Genomic DNA, 18,643 nt, shown 5'->3' with positions numbered 1-18,643 from the left:
TGAAAACATAGCTTTTCATTACACTAGTTTTATAATCACTGATCGTATAAAATAAAAATAACATTAACGTTAACGTTAATGTCAAGAAGGTCATGCTATTTTCACTATTTATTGAAGCCACTTCTTTTCAAACTCCCCAATAGACTCCCACAACGTTAATGCTTGCTCCAGCTTTTCTTTTTGAAAAGAATTGATATCTTCTTTTCCACTAAGCAGCATGTTCAATTCAAGTTCAGATATTTCTCCCCACTCAGAAATGTTCGCTAATGTAACATCATTCGTTTCAATTAAGTGCAAAACTTTCACAATTAATGGATCTCTTTTCCTTTGAATCGTGTGCTCTAAATGAAATTGTTTTATTTCATACTTGTCCGATAAAAGATGATCTTTTAGCCCCTTTATACGCTTGTCTAATCGAGCAATAATCTGCTTCTTTGTTCGATTTCGAACAATGCGAGCGTGAGATTCATTGTTAATCGTCATACATTGTGCAGGCCACTTCATCATATAGTCATGGCGTTTTGCATTCTCTACCCAAACTTCAATAGCCTCATTAGCAGGAAAAATCCAAGGAACTTTCCCAATACTACCTAGCCAGTTTTCAAAACGTTTCATGACGTGAGGAAATGTCGGTGCTAGCCACCACTCAGAAAAATGAGGATCGATCGCCTTTTTCTTCTTCCAATGACTAAAAACAGGCCGAATAAACGAGTGAAACGTCCCTCCATCGATCAGAAGGCCGTCAACAACTTCTATTTGCTTGACAGCGATTTCTGTCATTTCATAAAATGACGTCTGCCCCTTGTTCAGATTAAGCCAGTCAATCTCAATGACAATCCCTCTCATCTTTCTCCACCTTTCTATGAATCTTCTTTATTCATAGAACGTGAAATCTGACCGGTTTGTTTCATAAAATGTTAACCGATCTTTTAATGATCCTGTATGGAATTCAAATTTATGTCCATCCGGATCAAGGAAATAGATCGATTCCCCCTCTTCCCTTGCGCGTTCTCTCCCTTCTAATATGTGAACGTCATGTTTTTTCAAATGGTCGTACCACTGTTGAAACTCTTCTTCCTTCACAGTAAAAGCAATGTGCGTATAAGACTCGAGAATTTCTTCACGACGAATATCTTGTTGTACATTTAATGCAAGCCAATGTCCACACAAATCAAAATAAGCGGTTCGTTTTCCCGTCATCAATTTCTTTGCACCCAGCACCTGTTCATAAAATGTAATCGATTGCTCCAAATTAGATACTGAATAAGTAAGATGATTAATTCCTTGTAGTTCCATTAATATCTCTCCTTACGTTCTAAAAAATGGTTGTATCACATAACTGATCGCTACTGTCATCATTCCACCACCGAAAAACATCCACCAGACGTCAGAAAACAGCAGCCCACCAGCAACCGCACCTATTAAAAACATAAATGGCAAATTTGTTACCCATACACATCTCACTGAATAAAGAAGCATTTTCTCTTGTGACCAATCAAACGTCTTTATAAATGTCCGTTTCTCAAAGCTTGCGAGAAATGAATAGTTTAAATGTGGAAACAGGAATAATGCTACACCCCACATCACCCATTTTAAAGGAGCTGGGACGATAATAATCGCAAAAATAAACGCATTCATCATTTGCACCATCAATATCCATTTATTCTTATCCCTAATTAAATACTTGATATACAATTCAGTCAGTGCATTTTCGGGTGTTCGCTTCGTAAATATTGTACCCGAATGTCGGAAGAACCATGGGCGTTTATTGCCTTTAAGAGGTTTTAATCGTTGGAATTGCGGTGCACCGATTAATCCTGCACTTTGTAACGCAAGTGATGTAAAACGATACTTTAGCATCATTTCCTTCGCTAAATCCTCTTGAAACGTCCCTCGTTTATTGACGTACGGAAAGACTAATAGTACAGCAAGAATTAAAAATAAGATAAACGTTAGAATGAGTAAAATGACATCTTCCAACGTAGTATGTACATATAATAGCACACTGTACACGATCAGACTGCATACATTTAATATACTAACAAATAGGTGAAGCCTCCACCCTGCAAAATGATATTGTATCAACTGCTTGCCAGCTGGGTACATAACACTGCCAATCCAAATGAACAAATACAGCCATACAAACAAAGCTAGGGACATCTTCATTTGAACGAGTATAACCGGAGCAAAAATCATAAAGATCAGAGCAAGTAACAATCCTTGAATAACAATAGAGTATATGAGGCCGAAAAACTTTAACCGCTGAAAACTTGTTTCAAATTGTCGAAAAAATAATTGATCAGCTCTTTCTATAAAAAATCGAATGTTTCCGAAAAGCATGACAAAAAATAAGATGCCAAATAAGAGGATGTGAACCCCTTGCATGTTTAATAGCTCCGGATCTGTCCACCACTGAATATAATAATAGATAGAAATCACACTTACAGGTAAGATAAGATAAATCCAAACAATCCAATCAATCGACCTTTTATAAAAGGTCGATAAAGAGGTTAAATGATCTCTGACACGTTTTTGTAATATTTTATATTCAATTTGGTTATTGACTTTCATCTTTACCACTCCACTAAATGGTCAAAACAGTCTACAAGTGTGCCACCTGCTAAATTTGCTTTTTCTCTTATCTCATCTAGTGTACCTGATGCGATCACTCTGCCTTTTTCTATAAGTAGCAGCTTGTCACAAATTCTTTCGGCAGTATCTAATACGTGTGTGCTCATTAACACTCCTGCACCACGTTGTTTCTCTGCTTCTAATGTAGAAATAAATTGTCTCGTTGCTTTCGGGTCGAGCCCTACAAATGGCTCATCTACTATATATAAAGACGGCCGTGTTAAAAACGCAAGAATAATCATTAGTTTTTGCTGCATGCCTTTTGAAAAGCTCATCGGCATATGATGGATAACTTCGTTCATACGAAAATCCTTTAACAATTTTTCAGCCCGTTGCTCCCATATCCCTTCCTCTAGTTCACATACACTTGCTGCAAACTCTATATGTTCCCATAACGTTAGTTCTTCATAAAAAGAAGGTTGTTCTGGTATATATGCATATCGTCTGTCATCTTTGTTGAAGATAATTTGACCTTCTAGATCGACTAACATATCTAGAATTGCTTTTATAGTCGTACTTTTTCCTGAACCATTGGCCCCAATTAAACCTACAAGCTCACCTTCTTTAATTGAAAAATGAATTTGCTGGATTACTCCTTTATCTCCCGGATAACCTGCACGATCAATTGCTACTTCTAATACATGATTCATATACATCACCTCTATGTTTAATAGGGAACAATTTAGTTACGTTTTTAACTGGAAAATGTTTCAATTCGATAGAAATAGCTGAATAGTAATATAATACATATAAAGAAGAGCACTCTTGATTTAACAAAAGTGCTAACAAAGAGCTTTCTCACTTCTTTTCATACGTTTAATCCAACTCATCCGATCATGATGTAATGTTTTTAATCATGACAAGACAAGGATTTTCAGGTCCCCAAAGTTCCGTCAACTGCTGCACTCCAACAAAGCCAACCGTTTCATAAAAGAGTCTCGTATTTTTGTAATGTGGGTCGGGATGTTTTTCACTCAACGTTTTTACAGCGAGAAAACTTTTTCCTTCTATTATGGAAAGGTACTCCATTTCGGCAACGAGCATTTTGCCAATTCCTTGATTATGATAATCAGGGTGGACAGCAATGAGATGAATTTCATTCGTTGTCTTCGTTTCCTCTTGAATCGTTAAAAATCCGACAGGTTCCTCCCAATGAAAGACAACGATCATTCGTCTATGTTTTACTTCTAAAATATAATTATTGAGCGCCTCTTCAATACCGAACCATTCAGGTAATTGATGAAGTATTCGTTCACAAATTGTTGCTTTTTCTTCTTCATTTATGACTTCTTTAAAAGTAAGATCTATTTTCTTTCTTCCCATTTGAATAAGGTGGACAGATTCACCGAAGCTTTTTACATACCTTTCATTATCGAAACGTATACATGCTTGTTCATCAATCCCATAACCTTTCGTAAGACCCGCTTCTTTCATTGAAACTTCGATATTCTTTCGATCATTCCATTCTGTGAAATGAACACTAATACCTATATCCTCTAATAAACCGATCCCTTCTAATATTTTACGTTCTCCGGTTGCAGTATCATTTGGAGATAGAATACATGTATTCGGAAGTAATAACGCTCCCGCTGAACAACCTGCTACTGGTATTCCTTTCACATATTTTTCTTTTATCGCGTTTCTTACTTGCCTATCACAATAGTAGGAATAATATTTCTCTGTGTCACCGCCGCCAATAAAAATACCCGTAGCATCATGAAGAACTTTCAGCGATTCATCAACGCCTAACTTCCCATCCTCACGCGGCATAATGACAGAAATGTTCGTAACACCAGCTTCCTTCCAGGGATCTGTATACATTGGCATATATTGTTCCCAGTCTGGCCTCCGTAAAATAAGTAAAGCAATGTGTGCATTTCTTCCACCTGCTTTTTCTGCAAATTCCTTTGATGGACCTTCTAAAGAAGGGTTTGCACCAAATAAATAACATGTACGCGTCATTTGTCTCATCCTTACCTCTATAAAATTGCTTTATAAAAAAGAGATCTGCTTACAGCATGACCCCCTTTTACATCTTTATCTAAGAAATCGACTGTTTCTTTTAGAACTTTCTGTAAGTTCTGAATAGAATTAACTGGAGAAGAATCTTCTAATGAATGATCTGCATGATCAATGACAACTCCATTAAGGTGATGTAAACTCAACAATTGCTCAATGACATCTTGACTATAATAGGGATCTTCTGTACCGATAACATATAAAGAAGGAAATTGTAACGATGACATCGCATTCGTCACTTCCACTTCTGAGAAAAGTGGTGTTAACCATAAAAAAGATTGGTGCTTTATCGCCAAATCGTTTTGTAAAAAATCTTTACTTAAAGCAAGTAGTAATGTACCAAGTGATTTCGCCACCCAAACAGCTCGATTATATTCGTACGATGATAAGTAATGAATAATTGCTGACATATCTTCACATATCCATTCATTCTGAACTTCACTAGTTTCATTTAAAAATCCATTCTCTTTGTAGTTGTAATCCACACGTAACATATCATATGACTGTGCCTGAGCATATTTTGCAATATAATACATGAGTGGGTAATCATTTTTGTAACCTACACCAGGGAGAAACACAAACAATGTGTTCGAATTATTTTTTAGATGCTGATAATTTATTTTTTGATTTCTGTAACCAATCATTAATTTACATCTCCGAAATAGGATGGAATATGTTCCAATTGTGTATGACTAGCTAAATACCGTTTTATTTGTGACGGATACAAACGATAAGAGTTCAATTCTGATAGCGGCACCCATTGCACAGAAACTTGGCCTTCATCTGGATTTGTCCCATTTTTCACGACTGGATGACCTATTGTCTCACAAAGAAACATGAGCTCAACTTGATGAACCTCTTTATCATGTGCGACATGTTCATGATGTTTCCCGATATATTCACGAACACTGATCAATGGTCCGACATTAATTTCATATCCCGTCTCCTCCATACATTCTCGTTTTAAGGCTACTTGTAACGTTTCATATTTGTTTTGCCCGCCTCCTGGCAGCAAATAAAATGCCCCTTCATCATCAATGTTTTTTGTAAGTAGAACACATCCATCGTTAATGATGATTGCTTTTGCTGAATTACGAATTCCTATCATAATACCTCCTATCACAGAAACCTCGCTGAACACATTGTCTTTTTCAAGGAAAGCTCGGTTTCCACAAGCTCTGCTTCTTAACAGACATGAGATGTGTTATTTCCATCAAAACGTTATTTTTATCATGTTCTATTAATAAAAATAGGATAAATCTACATAATCGTGTCCGAGAAATCCTCGATTACTCAAGTCTGATTAAGACATGTGTGCTAAGCATCCTTCTAATAAAACTTCTTTCGAACCATCTTCATAAATAATGGCTTGATTTAAACAAGTCGGATGTGTATATGGCTCCGTCCAAAGATCGACCATACTTCTTTCATGAAAATACTTTAAAATCATTTTTACAATAACCGTATGTGTGACAAGAAGGACATTTCCAGAATGATGCGATCGTTTTAACTCAGTTAGAAATTCATTTACTCGTTTTTCAACGTCAAAGAAAGATTCGCCTTTTTCTTGCTCATATAGATGAGGCTGTTTCCAAAACGATTCAACATATTGTTCCGAATACATCTGGATCACTTCGTCTTTCGTTTTCCCTTCCCATGTTCCTAGATTAATTTCTTTTAACCGGTCATCTTTAATGAACGAATGATGAGACCCTGTGATGATCTTTGCCGTTTGCAACGTTCTGCCGCTAGGACTCGTATATACGTTATCGAACTGCGTATCCTTTAATCGTTCATTTAATTGATATGCCGCTCGTTCACCTTCCTTTGTTAGCGGAGAGTCCCCCCACCCTTGCATTTTTCCAACTTTGTTCCATTCCGTTTCACCGTGTCTCGTAAAATAAATTGTCAGCATTTATAAACTCCTACGTCATCTGTTATTCTTTGAACCTGTACTCAATTGAATCAGCTATAGGTTCATAACCGATCTTCATATATATATTATTTGATGTCGGATTATCGAGATCCGTATATAAACTGCAAAATTTATATCCCTCTTGCAGAAGCCACTCACTCAATGCTGCAACACAAGTTGTTGCATATCCTTGTTTTTTATATTCATTTGGCGTATACACTAAATTAATGACAACACCATGTTTCGATTCTCTAGACCTTGCAGCCATTGATACCGGGGTTCCTTGCTCTGTTCGCCAGAAAAAAATTTGATTTTGTTTGATTCTCGATTCCACAAAGTCCATTGCTGTTTTTTTATCGATCGGTTCTAGCGCTTCGCTATGAAACTTTTCCGCCCAGTAAGCGGCAAGAGCAATATCATCTTCTGTCGCATAACATAACCGGCCATTTTTTCGATTTACATCTTTTACTTCATCTAAACGATAAATTTTTTGTCTCATAAAGGTTTGGAGTTGACAGCCAGTCAGCTCTTTCCATGCTTTTGCAAAATGATCAACCATCGGCTTACAGCCAACAACTCCAGGAATCTTTTTCTTTTCGTTAAAAAGCCAATTAGCTGCTTTTTCTGCGTGCCGTTCCTCTCCGCAAATGATTAGATTATACGGTGGAGTTTGTACCATAACGACACCAGTAGACCCATCTTCATTTTTACCATAAGCAGCAAAGGGTTCCATTCCTTCAGCATATCTCACTTTGCTCTTTTCATCTTTCGTTAGCCTGTTAAGAAGACCAAGTGGTAAATTATTTTCTGCTTCTTTTTTTAATAAACATGCTTCCACTTGTTGTAACACTTTTGAAGGTGATGGATCCTTTTTTATTTCCACTCTACTCTCCCCCCATGTTCATGCTCATTATTTTTAATCCTTCAAACGCAACTCTATAGGTCATACTCCATTTGAACTAACGGAACTTGACTATTATTTTTTTGAACAATTGAAGTTATCGTACGTTTATAGCCTAACTTTTCAGTTGCTCTTAACGCACGTTTATTATATTGCGGAATATGAAAAATAAATTTTCTAGGTTCATACCTCTCTTTTGCAAGGTTCATCACGTATGACATCAAAGGTTCTCCTCTTCCTTGGCCAATTAAGTCAGGTCTGAGAACGAGGCTCATCTCAACAACATCATTTTGGGGGGAATACGTACAATAAGCAATTAATTCCCCACTTTCGTAAATGACGACATAATGATTCCAATTGAATGGGTTTAAAAATTCATCTAAACGTTCATCGTCATCACTAATGTTGTAATATGCATCATTACCTTCATACTTCCATTCGACGATGGACAAAGCTTCTTCATTAGACATCCACTTCCATTCAAACACGCTACCCCACCCCTTTACTCATATGTTCTTATGGGATATCTCCCCTGAAAATTTCATTTATTCCGATAATTCTATTATACATGGCATATCATGAGCGTTCACGTCTAAATTTCTCTAGTTAAACTTTATTTTTTGGACAAAGTAAAAATGAAGGAGGAGTCATTTGATGGATGGGGCACTTTTATTAGAATATAGTTGGGTTCTACTCGTATTGATTGCATTAGAAGGCGTGTTAGCAGCCGACAATGCTCTCGTTTTAGCGATTATGGTGAAACATTTACCAGAAAAGCAGCGAAAACGAGCGCTATTTTATGGACTAGCTGGTGCATTTCTTTTCCGGTTCGGGTCACTTTTCTTAATCTCTTTTCTTGTAAACGTTTGGCAAATACAAGCGATCGGGGCATTATACCTTTTATTTATCTCAGCCAATCATCTATTAAAAAAGCACGTATTAAAAAAAGAGAAGAAACGCATCAAATCAGTAAATGAAGTTTCAAAATCAGGCTTTTGGATGACTGTGTTGAAAGTTGAGGTGGCTGATATTGCCTTTGCGGTCGATTCAATTTTGGCAGCTATTGCGCTTGCTTTAACGTTAACACCAACAGGATTCTTTTCAATTGGTGATTTAGATGGTGGTCAATTTCTAGTCGTGCTCATCGGAGGATTAATTGGTGTTGTCATAATGCGATTTGCAGCTACTTATTTCGTACGTTTACTTCATAGAAAACCAGGACTGGAAACCGCTGCTTTTTTCATTGTAGGATGGGTTGGGATTAAATTAATTGTTTACACGTTATCCCATCCAGATGTTGGTGTTCTTCCACACACATTTCCGGAGTCGACCTTGTGGAAATGGACTTTCTGGAGTGTTCTTGTTGCTATTGCAATTCTAGGTTGGTTTTTATCAAAAGGGAAACCATTAAATCCTGAGAACGAAGATACAGACCGATCTTTGGAAAATGAAGACGACATTCTTGAAGATCATTTCGACCCTCAAAATACATAGGGAAAGCTATCGTATGAGTATTCATAGTCTTTACGATAGTCATCCTATTTTTTCTTCTATATACAGGGGAACAGCGGTTGCCTGCCTTCATCAATTAGATTGATGAAATCGTTCATTCATCTGTGATGTTAATAGAGGAAAAAACAGTCCCGTGAGAAAGAAACTGATGAAAAAATCTTTATGATAGTATATCCGTCAAAAACCTGTAGACTCTAGCAGCTAAAATTTTCTTCACAAGCTTCCACAAGGATATGACTTAGGTGTTCCCGCAGGACGCGGGGGTTTTAGTCGAAGTTCTACTCTAGCAAGTTGCTTCGACAGACAGGACATCCTAATGCCAGACATGCCACAGGACGTGGCGTTTTAGCTAGTTTGTGCAGGCGACTACAGAGCAATCCTCGCAAAGGAAGAGACAAGTGCATGATGAAGCTGAAGTATTACCTGCGGCAAAGAAGACACTACAAATGCAAACGAAGTGTAGCATGAGTAGATGTCGCATTTGTGCCTTAGGGTGAAAGCATAGGGATTTTGGAAAGGTTATCATTACTTTTTCAGTGGCTTCGTACAAAAGGGCGTGTTGATGCTAACAACAATTGAGAGCTTTATAAAAATCATAAAGTTACTGATCATTTCAAAACCGAGTAGGCGTCGCCATTACTGACCACGCCTCTCACAGAGCACACACGTGCGGATCTTCGCATGTGGCTCTTCCCATATATCCCTTTTAGAGATAACGTTCATCATAAACAGATGATAAACTAACGAGTCCAAGTTCTGAAAAGAACTTATTGTCTAGTGCCGCATGAACCATTGGACTTTTGGAACTTCGCCAAGCAAACATACGGATTCCTCTAAGGTTTTCTTCCCTCCATCCCTTTCTTCTCAGAAGGCGGTGGAGGTTCTTTATATGTCTCCAGCTTCTTAGTTGTACCATTCGTAACCGTCTTCTTATCCAGCTATCCCATACTTTGAATTTGTTCTTCACATTTCCATAACGAAAATAATTTGCCCAACCTCGAATGTATGGATTTAATTTGTCTTGGATAAGTAGTTGAATATCAACTGTTTGGTTTCGACGAGTCATTTCTTTCACTCGTTCCTTGAATGTCGCCTCTTTCTTAGGGTCTATTCTTCGAATATCTCCGATGAATTCATAGCCTAAGAATGTAAATGGCTCTTTGTTGGCGTTGACAACTTTAGTCTTTTCTTGATTCACAGTTAGACTTAGCTCTTCCTCAAGAAATCTTGAGACACTTCGCATAACTCTTTCTGCGCCTTTTGAACTTTTACAAAGAATGATAAAATCATCCGCAAAACGGACGATTCGGTGACCTCGCTCAGTCATCAGTTGATCAAGCTGATGTAAGTAGATGTTCGAAAGTAATGGACTTAGCACGCCACCCTGCGGAGCTCCCTCAGGGGTATCTTCGTATCGATCTCCTACCATGACACCTGCTCTGAGAAAACGGTGAATGAGTTTGATTATAGACCCATCTGTCACTCGTTTCCTTATTTGATGTTCCAGTTTATCATGTGGGATCGTGTCAAAGTAGGATTGTAAGTCGGCATCGATGACATAATGGTATCCTGCATTCAAGTGTTCAGTGACTTTGTCTAAAGCCATATGAGCACTTATTCCGGGCCGAAAACCATAGCTACACGGAAGGAATTCTTCTTCGAAGATCGGTTCCAATACATTTCGAAGAGAAGCTTGTACGATGCGATCTTCCACCGTTGGTATCCCTAGTGGACGTTGTTTCTTGCCATTATCTTTGTCGATCATCTTTCGTCGAACAGGTTTGGGTCGATATTGTTTATCTTTTAGCTTCTGTTGGAGCACTTCTAGATTGTCCTCCAGCTTTGCTTCATAGCCTTCAATTGTTACCTTATCAACCCCTGGTGCACCTTTATTCTTCTTCACTTGATAGAAGGCACTTACTAGATTCGCTTTCTTGTACACTTTGTCATACAAACTGTACCATACACGTCTTTTCATCTGTTATTCCCCTTACGCCATTGCTTTCGTTTTTTCCTTTGTTTCTGCTTCCCCATATAAATGTGATTCTACAAGGTTGATAGCTCACGGCAATAACTTGTGCATCTCATTTGGCGGTAGACGGTGTACCCTTCTGTTCCACCCTGGCATCAGCCCCCTTGGCTCTTGTCCAGCTTCTGTCTACTTCCGCAGTCATAAGTAAGCCTACTCACATTGTTCTTCTATGGGTCACGCCCTTCGCACGAATCCCTACCTTTTGAGTATAGGTTCGCAACTGTATCTATGTACAGTTTCACTCATGTGCTGTCCTCGCTACTGTCGCCAGTAGGTCATTGGCATGTGCTTCTTCACTACTATGGCGATCTCTGACTTCTCCCTTTAAAGCTCATCCTGTGTCCTTGGCTTAGCCTTGTGACATCAGTACCTACTTTAGGAAGCAGGGAGATCTCAATGGGTCACATCATGTACTTTCCCTCTAACCCAGCCCTCATAACACTTTGAGTTTCTAACTATTCGGACTTTCTGTTGTCTTGCACAGTCATCCAACTCTCGTGCCAACATGGGATATCAGCTCTGTTCAGAGGTTTGCCTTCAGATCCTCCGCACGCTACTTCACAGTCAACGCACTACCTGTCAGCTAATGCTTGCCGGCTAGTCGATGCATTCGGGACTTTCACCCTTTAGCACATGTGCTGCCACTCGCGAAAGAAACTAGCTCTCTCATAGAGAACTAGTTTCATAAAATCACTATATTTTTATTTTGTAATAAATAGTTGTGTCCAGTAATGGCCGTAACTTCCACCTTCAACGTGCCCTACTCCGATATGGGTAAAGTTCTCGTTTAAAATGTTAGCACGGTGACCATCTGAATTCATCCAAGAGTTAACAACTTGTTCAGGTGTTTGCTGACCAGCAGCAATGTTTTCACCAGCTCCACGATAAGAAACACCATAATGGCTTAACATATCAAATGGACTTCCGTAAGTTGGACTGTTGTGTGAGAAATACCCTTGGTCACGCATATCAGCTGATTTTGTGCGTGCGACACCAGATGTATCTTCATCAATTTCTAATGGTGCAAGACCTCTTTGCGAACGTTGTTCATTCGTTAATTCAATCACTTCTTGCTCAAATTGTGAGATATTGGACTCAGCAACATCACTTGAACCTTGTCCGTTACTTGCAGAAGGAATGACTAATTGCTGTCCAACGTAAATCACATTTGGATTCGTTACATCCGTGTTTGCTTCAAGCAAACTTGAAAAGTCAACATCATACTGCTGTGAAATTTGCCACATCGTGTCTCCACTTTGTACTGTATGTGTAGACTGTGCCAGTGCTCCTTGTGTTACAAGTGGAAATGCGACAGCTATGGCCATCAATGAATAAAGTAGTTTTTTCTTCATGTTTGTAAAACACCTCCATGCCACACATTATGTCATAGAAACTATGAAAACAAAACAGTGGGGAAAACATTACCAAAATTATCGATAATCTACCATTCCCACAAAATTCCATAAATAACGACCATAAGACCGACTTCAGGTGCCTGGCACATGGAAGGGAATTCCATATGAAAGGCTGTATGATAGAAAAGGGAATATCTTCTACCATACAGCCTTTCATTCGGTTTATTCATTTATTTTATATATTTCTTGCTCAGTAGCTATACTTAACCCTGTCATCATTAAAGCTTGTTCAAGGTTACGCGCAACCTTCATATTATTGAAAGATATTCCTAAATTAACGATCGTCTGCGCTAACTCTGGACGTAAACCTGAAATTATCGCTGTTATGCCAACTACCTTTAATGCATCGTGAAGTTGAAATATGTTGTGAGCAACAGCAGTATCAATGATATGAACTCCTGATAAATCAACAATTAAATATGATAATCCTAATTCTGTGCCTTTTGATAATGATTTCTCTAATAATTCTTTTGAACGGTACGTATCGATCGTTCCAACTAGTGGTAATATTGCAACTGTCTTAGTTAAAGGAACGATTGGAACAGATAATTCTAGTAATTCATCTTGTGCTTTTTTAAATGTATTATCATTGTATTCGGCATAAGCTTGAGTAAATGCATAAACCACTTGATCCAATAATGGGTTTATAAGGTCAGAGATTAGGAAATAATCCTCAAAAATAAATTCATCTGTGTTAAACTCTTCTTTAATAAATTCATAGATAACCCTTCGATAATAAGGCAATGTAAGCATCGCTGCATCTACAGAAACCCCTGAATTTACTGAACGCTCTCCAAATTTTTTACCCCACTGGTATACTTTATCTAACTGTTTATCAATACTATTTTGAATAAGTGCATGACCGTATAATTGAAGTAATTCAACACGATATTGAAGCTTCTCATTTTCTGTTAAACCAGTATCAGTGTATTCATAGTGGTTCTGATCATTATGGTACTCTTCAATGACTTTGGATAACCTATCCGATTCATTTATTAGTGCTTGTCCGACTTTAGCAAGCTGACTTTCTGTCGCCATTGCTCTCCCCCTAACTTCAAAATATATAAATGCCACACATTCTTTTACCACATTCAATCAATTATTAAACCATGATTTTTAACTCAATTCATAAAAGATAGGAACGAAAACTCAACCCCAAAAACCCCAGGTGCCAGGCACCTGGGGTTTTTTGGTATTCAATTAGTAGTATTCTTGTTTATTTTGATTCCCCGTTTAACGGCATGAAAAAGATGAGATCTGTCTAGTATCAAATCCGGAATATACCCACTCTCGTCGTCTTGGGCGCCACCTATACCCTGCGACAGACGTTCTTCCAATGAATATTGGCCAAAACCAGAACCTCCTGCCACTTTCTAAACGAACAAACGTGTATCTGTATAAACAGCCGTGTAAAGCACCAGGGTCTACTGCTAATACGCCTACGCCTCCTATTTGTTGTTCTGGTGGCGGTGAACTAGGCGGAGGTCCTGGGGGAGGTCCAGACGGGCCTCCTGGTCCAGCACCAGGAAAACCAGGTGGTGGTCCAGGGGGCTGTTGTCCACCATGGAATCCCGGCGGTGGACCTGGTGGCTGTTGACCTCCTGGAAATCCGCCTTGTCCCTGCCCAAACAAACCTCCTAAAAACCCACCTCCTGGTTGTTGTTGTGATTGAGATTGCGGAAATAAAAAGTTTAGGAGCCGAGGCATTTGTCTTTGATTATTCACGGAGCACTCTCCTTTCAAAACGTCTCCATATACGTTATGCATAGATAAATACAAGGTGCTTGCCTACTCCTAGATTCCTATCAGCGAATTATTCATTACCTTCTTTGTCTACTGGAGATATAATATGGTCATTTTTCACATCAATATATAACTGGCCTTTCGTACCTAATACAGCATAAAACACTTCACTTCTTGATAGGTTATGATCGTGTATTTGTTTTAATAGCCATTCTTCCGTTAATTTATTTTCTTTAAGGTTATTCTCAATAACTTCCCCATCAATAATTAACTCAACGGGAAACCGATTCTTTTCACTACTTTTGCCAAATAAGTCTCCTTTCGTAACAGGTAGTAAATGTTCCTTAACTAATACAGATAAATGTCCATCAGGTTCTAAAACAGCATAATCAACTTGTTCAATGTCAAAGATACTTTTCTCACGCAAAGCTTGATTAAATGAATCCATATTATATTTTTGTTTTCTCATATTTTCTTCTAGTATCTTCCCACCTTCTACAAACACAGTTGGAGACCCTGAGACCCATTTCCTTATATTTCGTATCCTTAATGAAAGAGTTGCAGTCAAATACCCAATCATACCTACAACTAATAATGCTGTTAGCGTATATATATAATTTATTTCTGTATCAAAAGCTAAATTCGCACTAATAGCCCCCATCATAACAGCTGTAATAAAATCATGATTCGACATTTGTGACAAAGTTTGCTTCCCTAGCATTGTATTGACAAAAAGCAGTATTAAATAGGCAGTAATTGCTCTTATAAGTACTTGCAACAATTCGGAATCCATTTAATCACCCATATTTTAAAAGGTACAATTAGTGTTTTCCAAAATATTGAAAACATACAAAACCACCTAAGTTATAACAAAAGCCTGACTGATCCACACAAGATGGAACAAGCCAGGCACTTATAAAAAGGTTATTTAATTTATATCATCTTGTTCTGTAAGAATGAGCGGTCCATCTTTCGTAATCGCAACAGTATGTTCATACTGACAAGATAAGCTTCCATCGACCGTTCTTGCTGTCCATCCATTATCATCCATTTGTGAAGGCCAAATACCTGTGTTAATCATCGGTTCAATTGTAATAACTAAACCTTCTTTTAATCGTTGACCGCTATTCGGTCTCCCAAAATGAGGGATATTCGGTTCTTCATGAATCTTCGGACCAATTCCATGACCTGTAAAATCTCGTACAATCCCATAACCGTATTTTTCAACATACTGCTCTATTGCAGCACCAATATCTCCAACTCGATTACCTGCTTGTGCAGCTTCGATTCCTTTATAGAGCGACTCTTTTGTCACCTTCATTAACTGTTGGGCCTCATCAGATACTTTGCCCACCGGATGTGTCCAAGCCGAGTCAGCTAAAGCACCATTTAAATCAACAACAAAATCAATTTTTACAACATCGCCATCTTTTAATTTATCTTTACGTGGAAATCCATGACAAATCTCATCATTGATCGAGGCACATGTTGCAAATTTATATCCTTGATACCCTTTTTGTGCTGGAATTGCACCATTTTCCTTCATAAAATCTTCCGCAAATTCATCAATTTCAAGTGTAGATATACCCGGTTTAATGAACTTCGCTATTTCCTTATGGATTTTTGCCACTAATTTTCCTGCTTCGTGCATTAATTCAATTTCACGCTGAGATTTACGTTGAATCACTCGAAAAGCTCCCTTCCTAAAAAATATAACCACTATATTCTATTCAAAATATAAACATACGCACATGAGAAAAAGTCCCGGTAAATGGGACTCATTTACATAACAATAAAAGGCCATACTGTAGCTTGAAATAATACTACACGACCTTATAATGGAAAAACAACTTTTTTGCAGTTATTTAAGAAACAACCTCAATATCTGGAAGTTATCTTTTCTTACTCTTCCGTTCAATGATAAATAGGCTAATAATTCCGATTATGCTTATCATATAGTAATAAATAGCCGCCTCATCTATGATTCTCATTACAGGACCAACTAAGATTAATCCAAAACATAGAATGCTTAAAATTGCTTTATAGGTTTTATTTATAATCATATTATCTTAAGCCTCTCCCGAACAATCATTTCATATCCCATATGATAACTATACATGAATAAACTGCTGAATGTAACGAAGAAATGAATCAATATGAATAATCCTCTATTTTTACCAGAAACTAGATCCTTTTCCATTTCGAACACATGGCTTTCATGACAAAACGATTTCAAATCGTAACATTCCGTTTTCAAATCGATTAAAACATAGAATTTTGGTTGAACTCCTATTTCGTGCTTGGTACGATGTGGTCGTTGCACTAAAAGCAAAGCACATAAGGAGGTTTTTTTAATGAAACCAAAAGCAACATTGCAATCTATGAAAATACTAGGAATTTCAGCTGTTGCATTAGGAGCATTCCTTTTCACATCTGGACAAGCTAGTGCATCAGACGATAAGGAGCTTGGTGAGAAACTCCTATATAAAGGGAAAACTCACGAGCACATTATCGAATTAAAAGAGCTATTAGAAGATAAAGACTTCTTAGATATGGATGCCGAAGAAATATCAGACGAATTCGACGAAGCGACAAAAGATGCTGTTCGTGAATTCCAAGAGAAATACGACTTACTAGTAGATGGTCTTGCAGGTGTACAAACGCTCGCTGCCCTCGTCGAACTTGAAAAAGGAGATGAAGGGATTTTAGTCGAAATGCTTCAAGAAGATTTAGCTGAATTAGGGTATTATGAATTCAATATTGATGGTGAATTCGGTCCATTTACAGAAGAAGCATTAAACAAATTCCATCAAGATGAAGATATTGAAGATAAAGATGGTGTCGCTGGACCGGAAACATTCGGCGCACTATACGGATTAACGAGCCGATACAACCCTGAAATCAAAGAGTCATCTGAAGAAACTGGACAATCTCAATCATCAAATGAAAATGAAACGGAAAGCTCAAGTGATAGTGAGTCATCAAGCAATAGCTCCAATAATACTTCTGACAGTGATAGCTCCGAAGCTGTTATAAATATGGAAGCAACAGCTTACACTGCTTACTGTGATGGTTGTTCTGGAATTACAGCAACTGGAATTGACTTGCGAAATCAACCTGACAAAAAAGTTGTTGCAGTAGATCCGGATGTCATTCCATTAGGGTCAGTCGTTGAAGTTGAAGGTTATGGCCGTGCAATCGCTGGCGACACAGGTGGAGCGATTCAAGGAAATCGAATTGACCTTCACATGGCAACAAAAGATGAAGCAAATGACTTCGGTCGTCAAAATGTAACAGTAAGAGTGATTGAAACTCCATAGAATAACAGTAAACGCAAAAAGGTTTGTCTCTAATTTTTTAGAGCAAACCTTTTTCTTATAATTCGTCTTTTATCTTGATATTTCATTCTATTATTTGCCCAATTAACACAGATAGCAACGTTGAGTACAGTATGAATCTAACTTTTCCCAACCACCTCAAGATGCTTTTCGTAAACCTTTAAATGTTGATAAATCAACCTTAACAGCGGTGTTTCGATTCCGTATCGTTCTGCCATTAATAATAAGTATCCTTGTAAATGATCTGCTTCAACAAAAGAACCTTTTTCAATGTCACGCAGCATAGACGACTTCATCGCTGGACCTTGCTTATTTATTATTTCCATTTGCTTTTCAACAATACCATCCGCAATCGGTGCACCATGAGCATTCATCGCTAACCTTATTTCTTCGAAAAGTTGCTGAATGTACGTTCGTCCTTCGAACGTATCTCGAATAGGACCAATAGGTGCTCTCATTAAAGACGTAATCCCTGACAGTGTTGTAATAAATAAATACTTATGCCACATATCTTGCTGAATGTTTTCGCTTAATGTAAATGTTGACTTCGTCCCTGAAAAAACGTCTTCAATCTGTCTCGCTCTTTCGGTTTTTTCACCGTTCCACTCTCCATAAACAAGATCGTCAACCTGACTCGTTTGTACAATTTCACCCGATTCATTTAAGGTTGACTCAATAAAACATAACCCACCAAAGATTTGATCTGGTGAAAAATATGCCCTCATCTCTTCCATATGCTCAACACCGTTTAGCAAAGGAATAATGACCGTATAATCAGAAACAAACGGTTCAACTGCTGCGAGAGCTTCCTTTAGCTGATAAGCCTTCGTACTAATGAGAACAACGTCAAAAGGTGTTGGGTTATCTGTTGCAACAATCGTTTTTGGTCTACAGTGAAAATCACCCTTCACACTATGTATAACTAACCCTTTTTCCTTTAATTGTAATTGTTTTTTCTCTCTAACTAAAAAAGTTACATCTTCGCCTTTTTCAATCAGGCGCCCGCCAAAATATCCTCCTACTGCTCCTGCACCTACTACGAGAATTCTCATCCTTACATTCCCCTCTCGAATTTTGCTCCTTTAAAAAATTCGTTATTGATGGTTCATTTTCCTCTGTCTATGAAATAATTTAGAC

General features: G+C 37.9%; 19 protein-coding genes. 2 read left to right on the top strand and 17 right to left on the bottom strand.

Annotated features, from left to right (window positions below):
• Nucleotides 1-108: 108 nt before the first annotated feature.
• From CD001_RS13120 to CD001_RS13075, 10 genes are all read right to left on the bottom strand, one after another.
• Nucleotides 109-846: a 3'-5' exonuclease family protein gene (locus tag CD001_RS13120; RefSeq protein ID WP_096188146.1), complete on the bottom strand. Its 738-nt coding sequence runs from the start codon at nucleotides 844-846 to the stop codon at nucleotides 109-111.
• 27 nt (nucleotides 847-873) lie between these two features.
• A complete protein-coding gene (gene fosB / locus CD001_RS13115; protein ID WP_096188145.1) occupies nucleotides 874-1,296 on the bottom strand; it encodes a metallothiol transferase FosB in 423 nt (140 codons plus the stop codon).
• A gap of 12 nt (nucleotides 1,297-1,308) precedes the next feature.
• A complete protein-coding gene (locus CD001_RS13110) occupies nucleotides 1,309-2,571 on the bottom strand; it encodes an ABC transporter permease (protein ID WP_096188144.1) in 1,263 nt (420 codons plus the stop codon).
• A gap of 2 nt (nucleotides 2,572-2,573) precedes the next feature.
• Nucleotides 2,574-3,281 (bottom strand): ABC transporter ATP-binding protein, encoded by a 708-nt coding sequence (locus tag CD001_RS13105; protein ID WP_096188143.1) that lies wholly within the window; start codon nucleotides 3,279-3,281, stop codon nucleotides 2,574-2,576.
• 184 nt (nucleotides 3,282-3,465) lie between these two features.
• Complete coding sequence (locus CD001_RS13100) at nucleotides 3,466-4,593, bottom strand: GNAT family N-acetyltransferase (protein ID WP_179298735.1); 1,128 nt, start codon at nucleotides 4,591-4,593, stop codon at nucleotides 3,466-3,468.
• A 17-nt stretch (nucleotides 4,594-4,610) separates the two neighbouring features.
• On the bottom strand, nucleotides 4,611-5,294 hold the full coding sequence (locus tag CD001_RS13095; protein WP_096188141.1) for an alpha/beta family hydrolase: 684 nt from the start codon (nucleotides 5,292-5,294) through the stop codon (nucleotides 4,611-4,613).
• Nucleotides 5,294-5,758, bottom strand: a complete 465-nt coding sequence (locus CD001_RS13090) for an NUDIX domain-containing protein (RefSeq protein ID WP_096188140.1) — start codon at nucleotides 5,756-5,758, stop codon at nucleotides 5,294-5,296. The genes CD001_RS13095 and CD001_RS13090 overlap by 1 nt, the downstream gene beginning before the upstream one ends.
• 195 nt (nucleotides 5,759-5,953) lie before the next feature.
• Complete coding sequence (locus CD001_RS13085) at nucleotides 5,954-6,565, bottom strand: histidine phosphatase family protein (protein ID WP_096188139.1); 612 nt, start codon at nucleotides 6,563-6,565, stop codon at nucleotides 5,954-5,956.
• A gap of 22 nt (nucleotides 6,566-6,587) precedes the next feature.
• Nucleotides 6,588-7,448: a GNAT family N-acetyltransferase gene (locus CD001_RS13080; protein WP_096188138.1), complete on the bottom strand. Its 861-nt coding sequence runs from the start codon at nucleotides 7,446-7,448 to the stop codon at nucleotides 6,588-6,590.
• A 53-nt stretch (nucleotides 7,449-7,501) separates the two neighbouring features.
• Nucleotides 7,502-7,954, bottom strand: coding sequence for a GNAT family N-acetyltransferase (locus CD001_RS13075; protein ID WP_096188137.1), 453 nt, complete (start codon nucleotides 7,952-7,954; stop codon nucleotides 7,502-7,504).
• Nucleotides 7,955-8,120: 166 nt separating this feature from the next.
• Between CD001_RS13075 and CD001_RS13070 the strand changes: the two genes are divergently transcribed.
• Nucleotides 8,121-8,960: a TerC family protein gene (locus CD001_RS13070; protein WP_096188136.1), complete on the top strand. Its 840-nt coding sequence runs from the start codon at nucleotides 8,121-8,123 to the stop codon at nucleotides 8,958-8,960.
• 724 nt (nucleotides 8,961-9,684) lie between these two features.
• On the opposite strand, the gene ltrA is transcribed toward CD001_RS13070, so the two are convergent.
• The 6 genes from ltrA to map all read right to left on the bottom strand — a co-directional run bounded on the left by ltrA (nucleotide 9,685) and on the right by map (nucleotide 15,855).
• The gene (gene ltrA, locus CD001_RS13065; protein ID WP_096186455.1) at nucleotides 9,685-10,956 is read right to left on the bottom strand and encodes a group II intron reverse transcriptase/maturase; all 1,272 of its coding nucleotides are present in this window, start codon (nucleotides 10,954-10,956) and stop codon (nucleotides 9,685-9,687) included.
• Between the two features lie 755 nt (nucleotides 10,957-11,711).
• Nucleotides 11,712-12,362 (bottom strand): CAP domain-containing protein, encoded by a 651-nt coding sequence (locus CD001_RS13060; protein ID WP_096188135.1) that lies wholly within the window; start codon nucleotides 12,360-12,362, stop codon nucleotides 11,712-11,714.
• Between the two features lie 225 nt (nucleotides 12,363-12,587).
• Nucleotides 12,588-13,463 (bottom strand): STAS domain-containing protein, encoded by an 876-nt coding sequence (locus tag CD001_RS13055; RefSeq protein WP_096188134.1) that lies wholly within the window; start codon nucleotides 13,461-13,463, stop codon nucleotides 12,588-12,590.
• Between the two features lie 195 nt (nucleotides 13,464-13,658).
• Nucleotides 13,659-14,150 carry a hypothetical protein gene (locus CD001_RS26435; RefSeq protein WP_257009806.1) on the bottom strand — a complete coding sequence of 164 codons (492 nt, stop codon included), beginning with the start codon at nucleotides 14,148-14,150 and terminating at the stop codon, nucleotides 13,659-13,661.
• An 88-nt stretch (nucleotides 14,151-14,238) separates the two neighbouring features.
• A complete protein-coding gene (locus CD001_RS13040; RefSeq protein WP_096188131.1) occupies nucleotides 14,239-14,961 on the bottom strand; it encodes a YetF domain-containing protein in 723 nt (240 codons plus the stop codon).
• 135 nt (nucleotides 14,962-15,096) lie between these two features.
• On the bottom strand, nucleotides 15,097-15,855 hold the full coding sequence (map, locus tag CD001_RS13035) for a type I methionyl aminopeptidase (RefSeq protein ID WP_096188130.1): 759 nt from the start codon (nucleotides 15,853-15,855) through the stop codon (nucleotides 15,097-15,099).
• Between the two features lie 667 nt (nucleotides 15,856-16,522).
• Between map and CD001_RS13030 the strand changes: the two genes are divergently transcribed.
• Nucleotides 16,523-17,488, top strand: coding sequence for a peptidoglycan-binding protein (locus CD001_RS13030; RefSeq protein ID WP_096188129.1), 966 nt, complete (start codon nucleotides 16,523-16,525; stop codon nucleotides 17,486-17,488).
• Nucleotides 17,489-17,625: 137 nt separating this feature from the next.
• Here CD001_RS13030 and panE read toward each other — a convergent pair whose 3' ends face one another.
• Nucleotides 17,626-18,558 carry a 2-dehydropantoate 2-reductase gene (gene panE, locus CD001_RS13025; protein ID WP_096188128.1) on the bottom strand — a complete coding sequence of 311 codons (933 nt, stop codon included), beginning with the start codon at nucleotides 18,556-18,558 and terminating at the stop codon, nucleotides 17,626-17,628.
• Between the last annotated feature and the right edge of the window lie 85 nt (nucleotides 18,559-18,643).

Origin of the sequence: Evansella halocellulosilytica, from assembly GCF_002335745.1 — a bacterium.
Lineage (GTDB): Bacteria > Bacillota > Bacilli > Bacillales > Salisediminibacteriaceae > Bacillus_CA > Bacillus_CA halocellulosilytica.
Note: the sequence above shows the minus strand (reverse complement) of the source record. Positions and strands in the feature narration are given on the sequence as shown.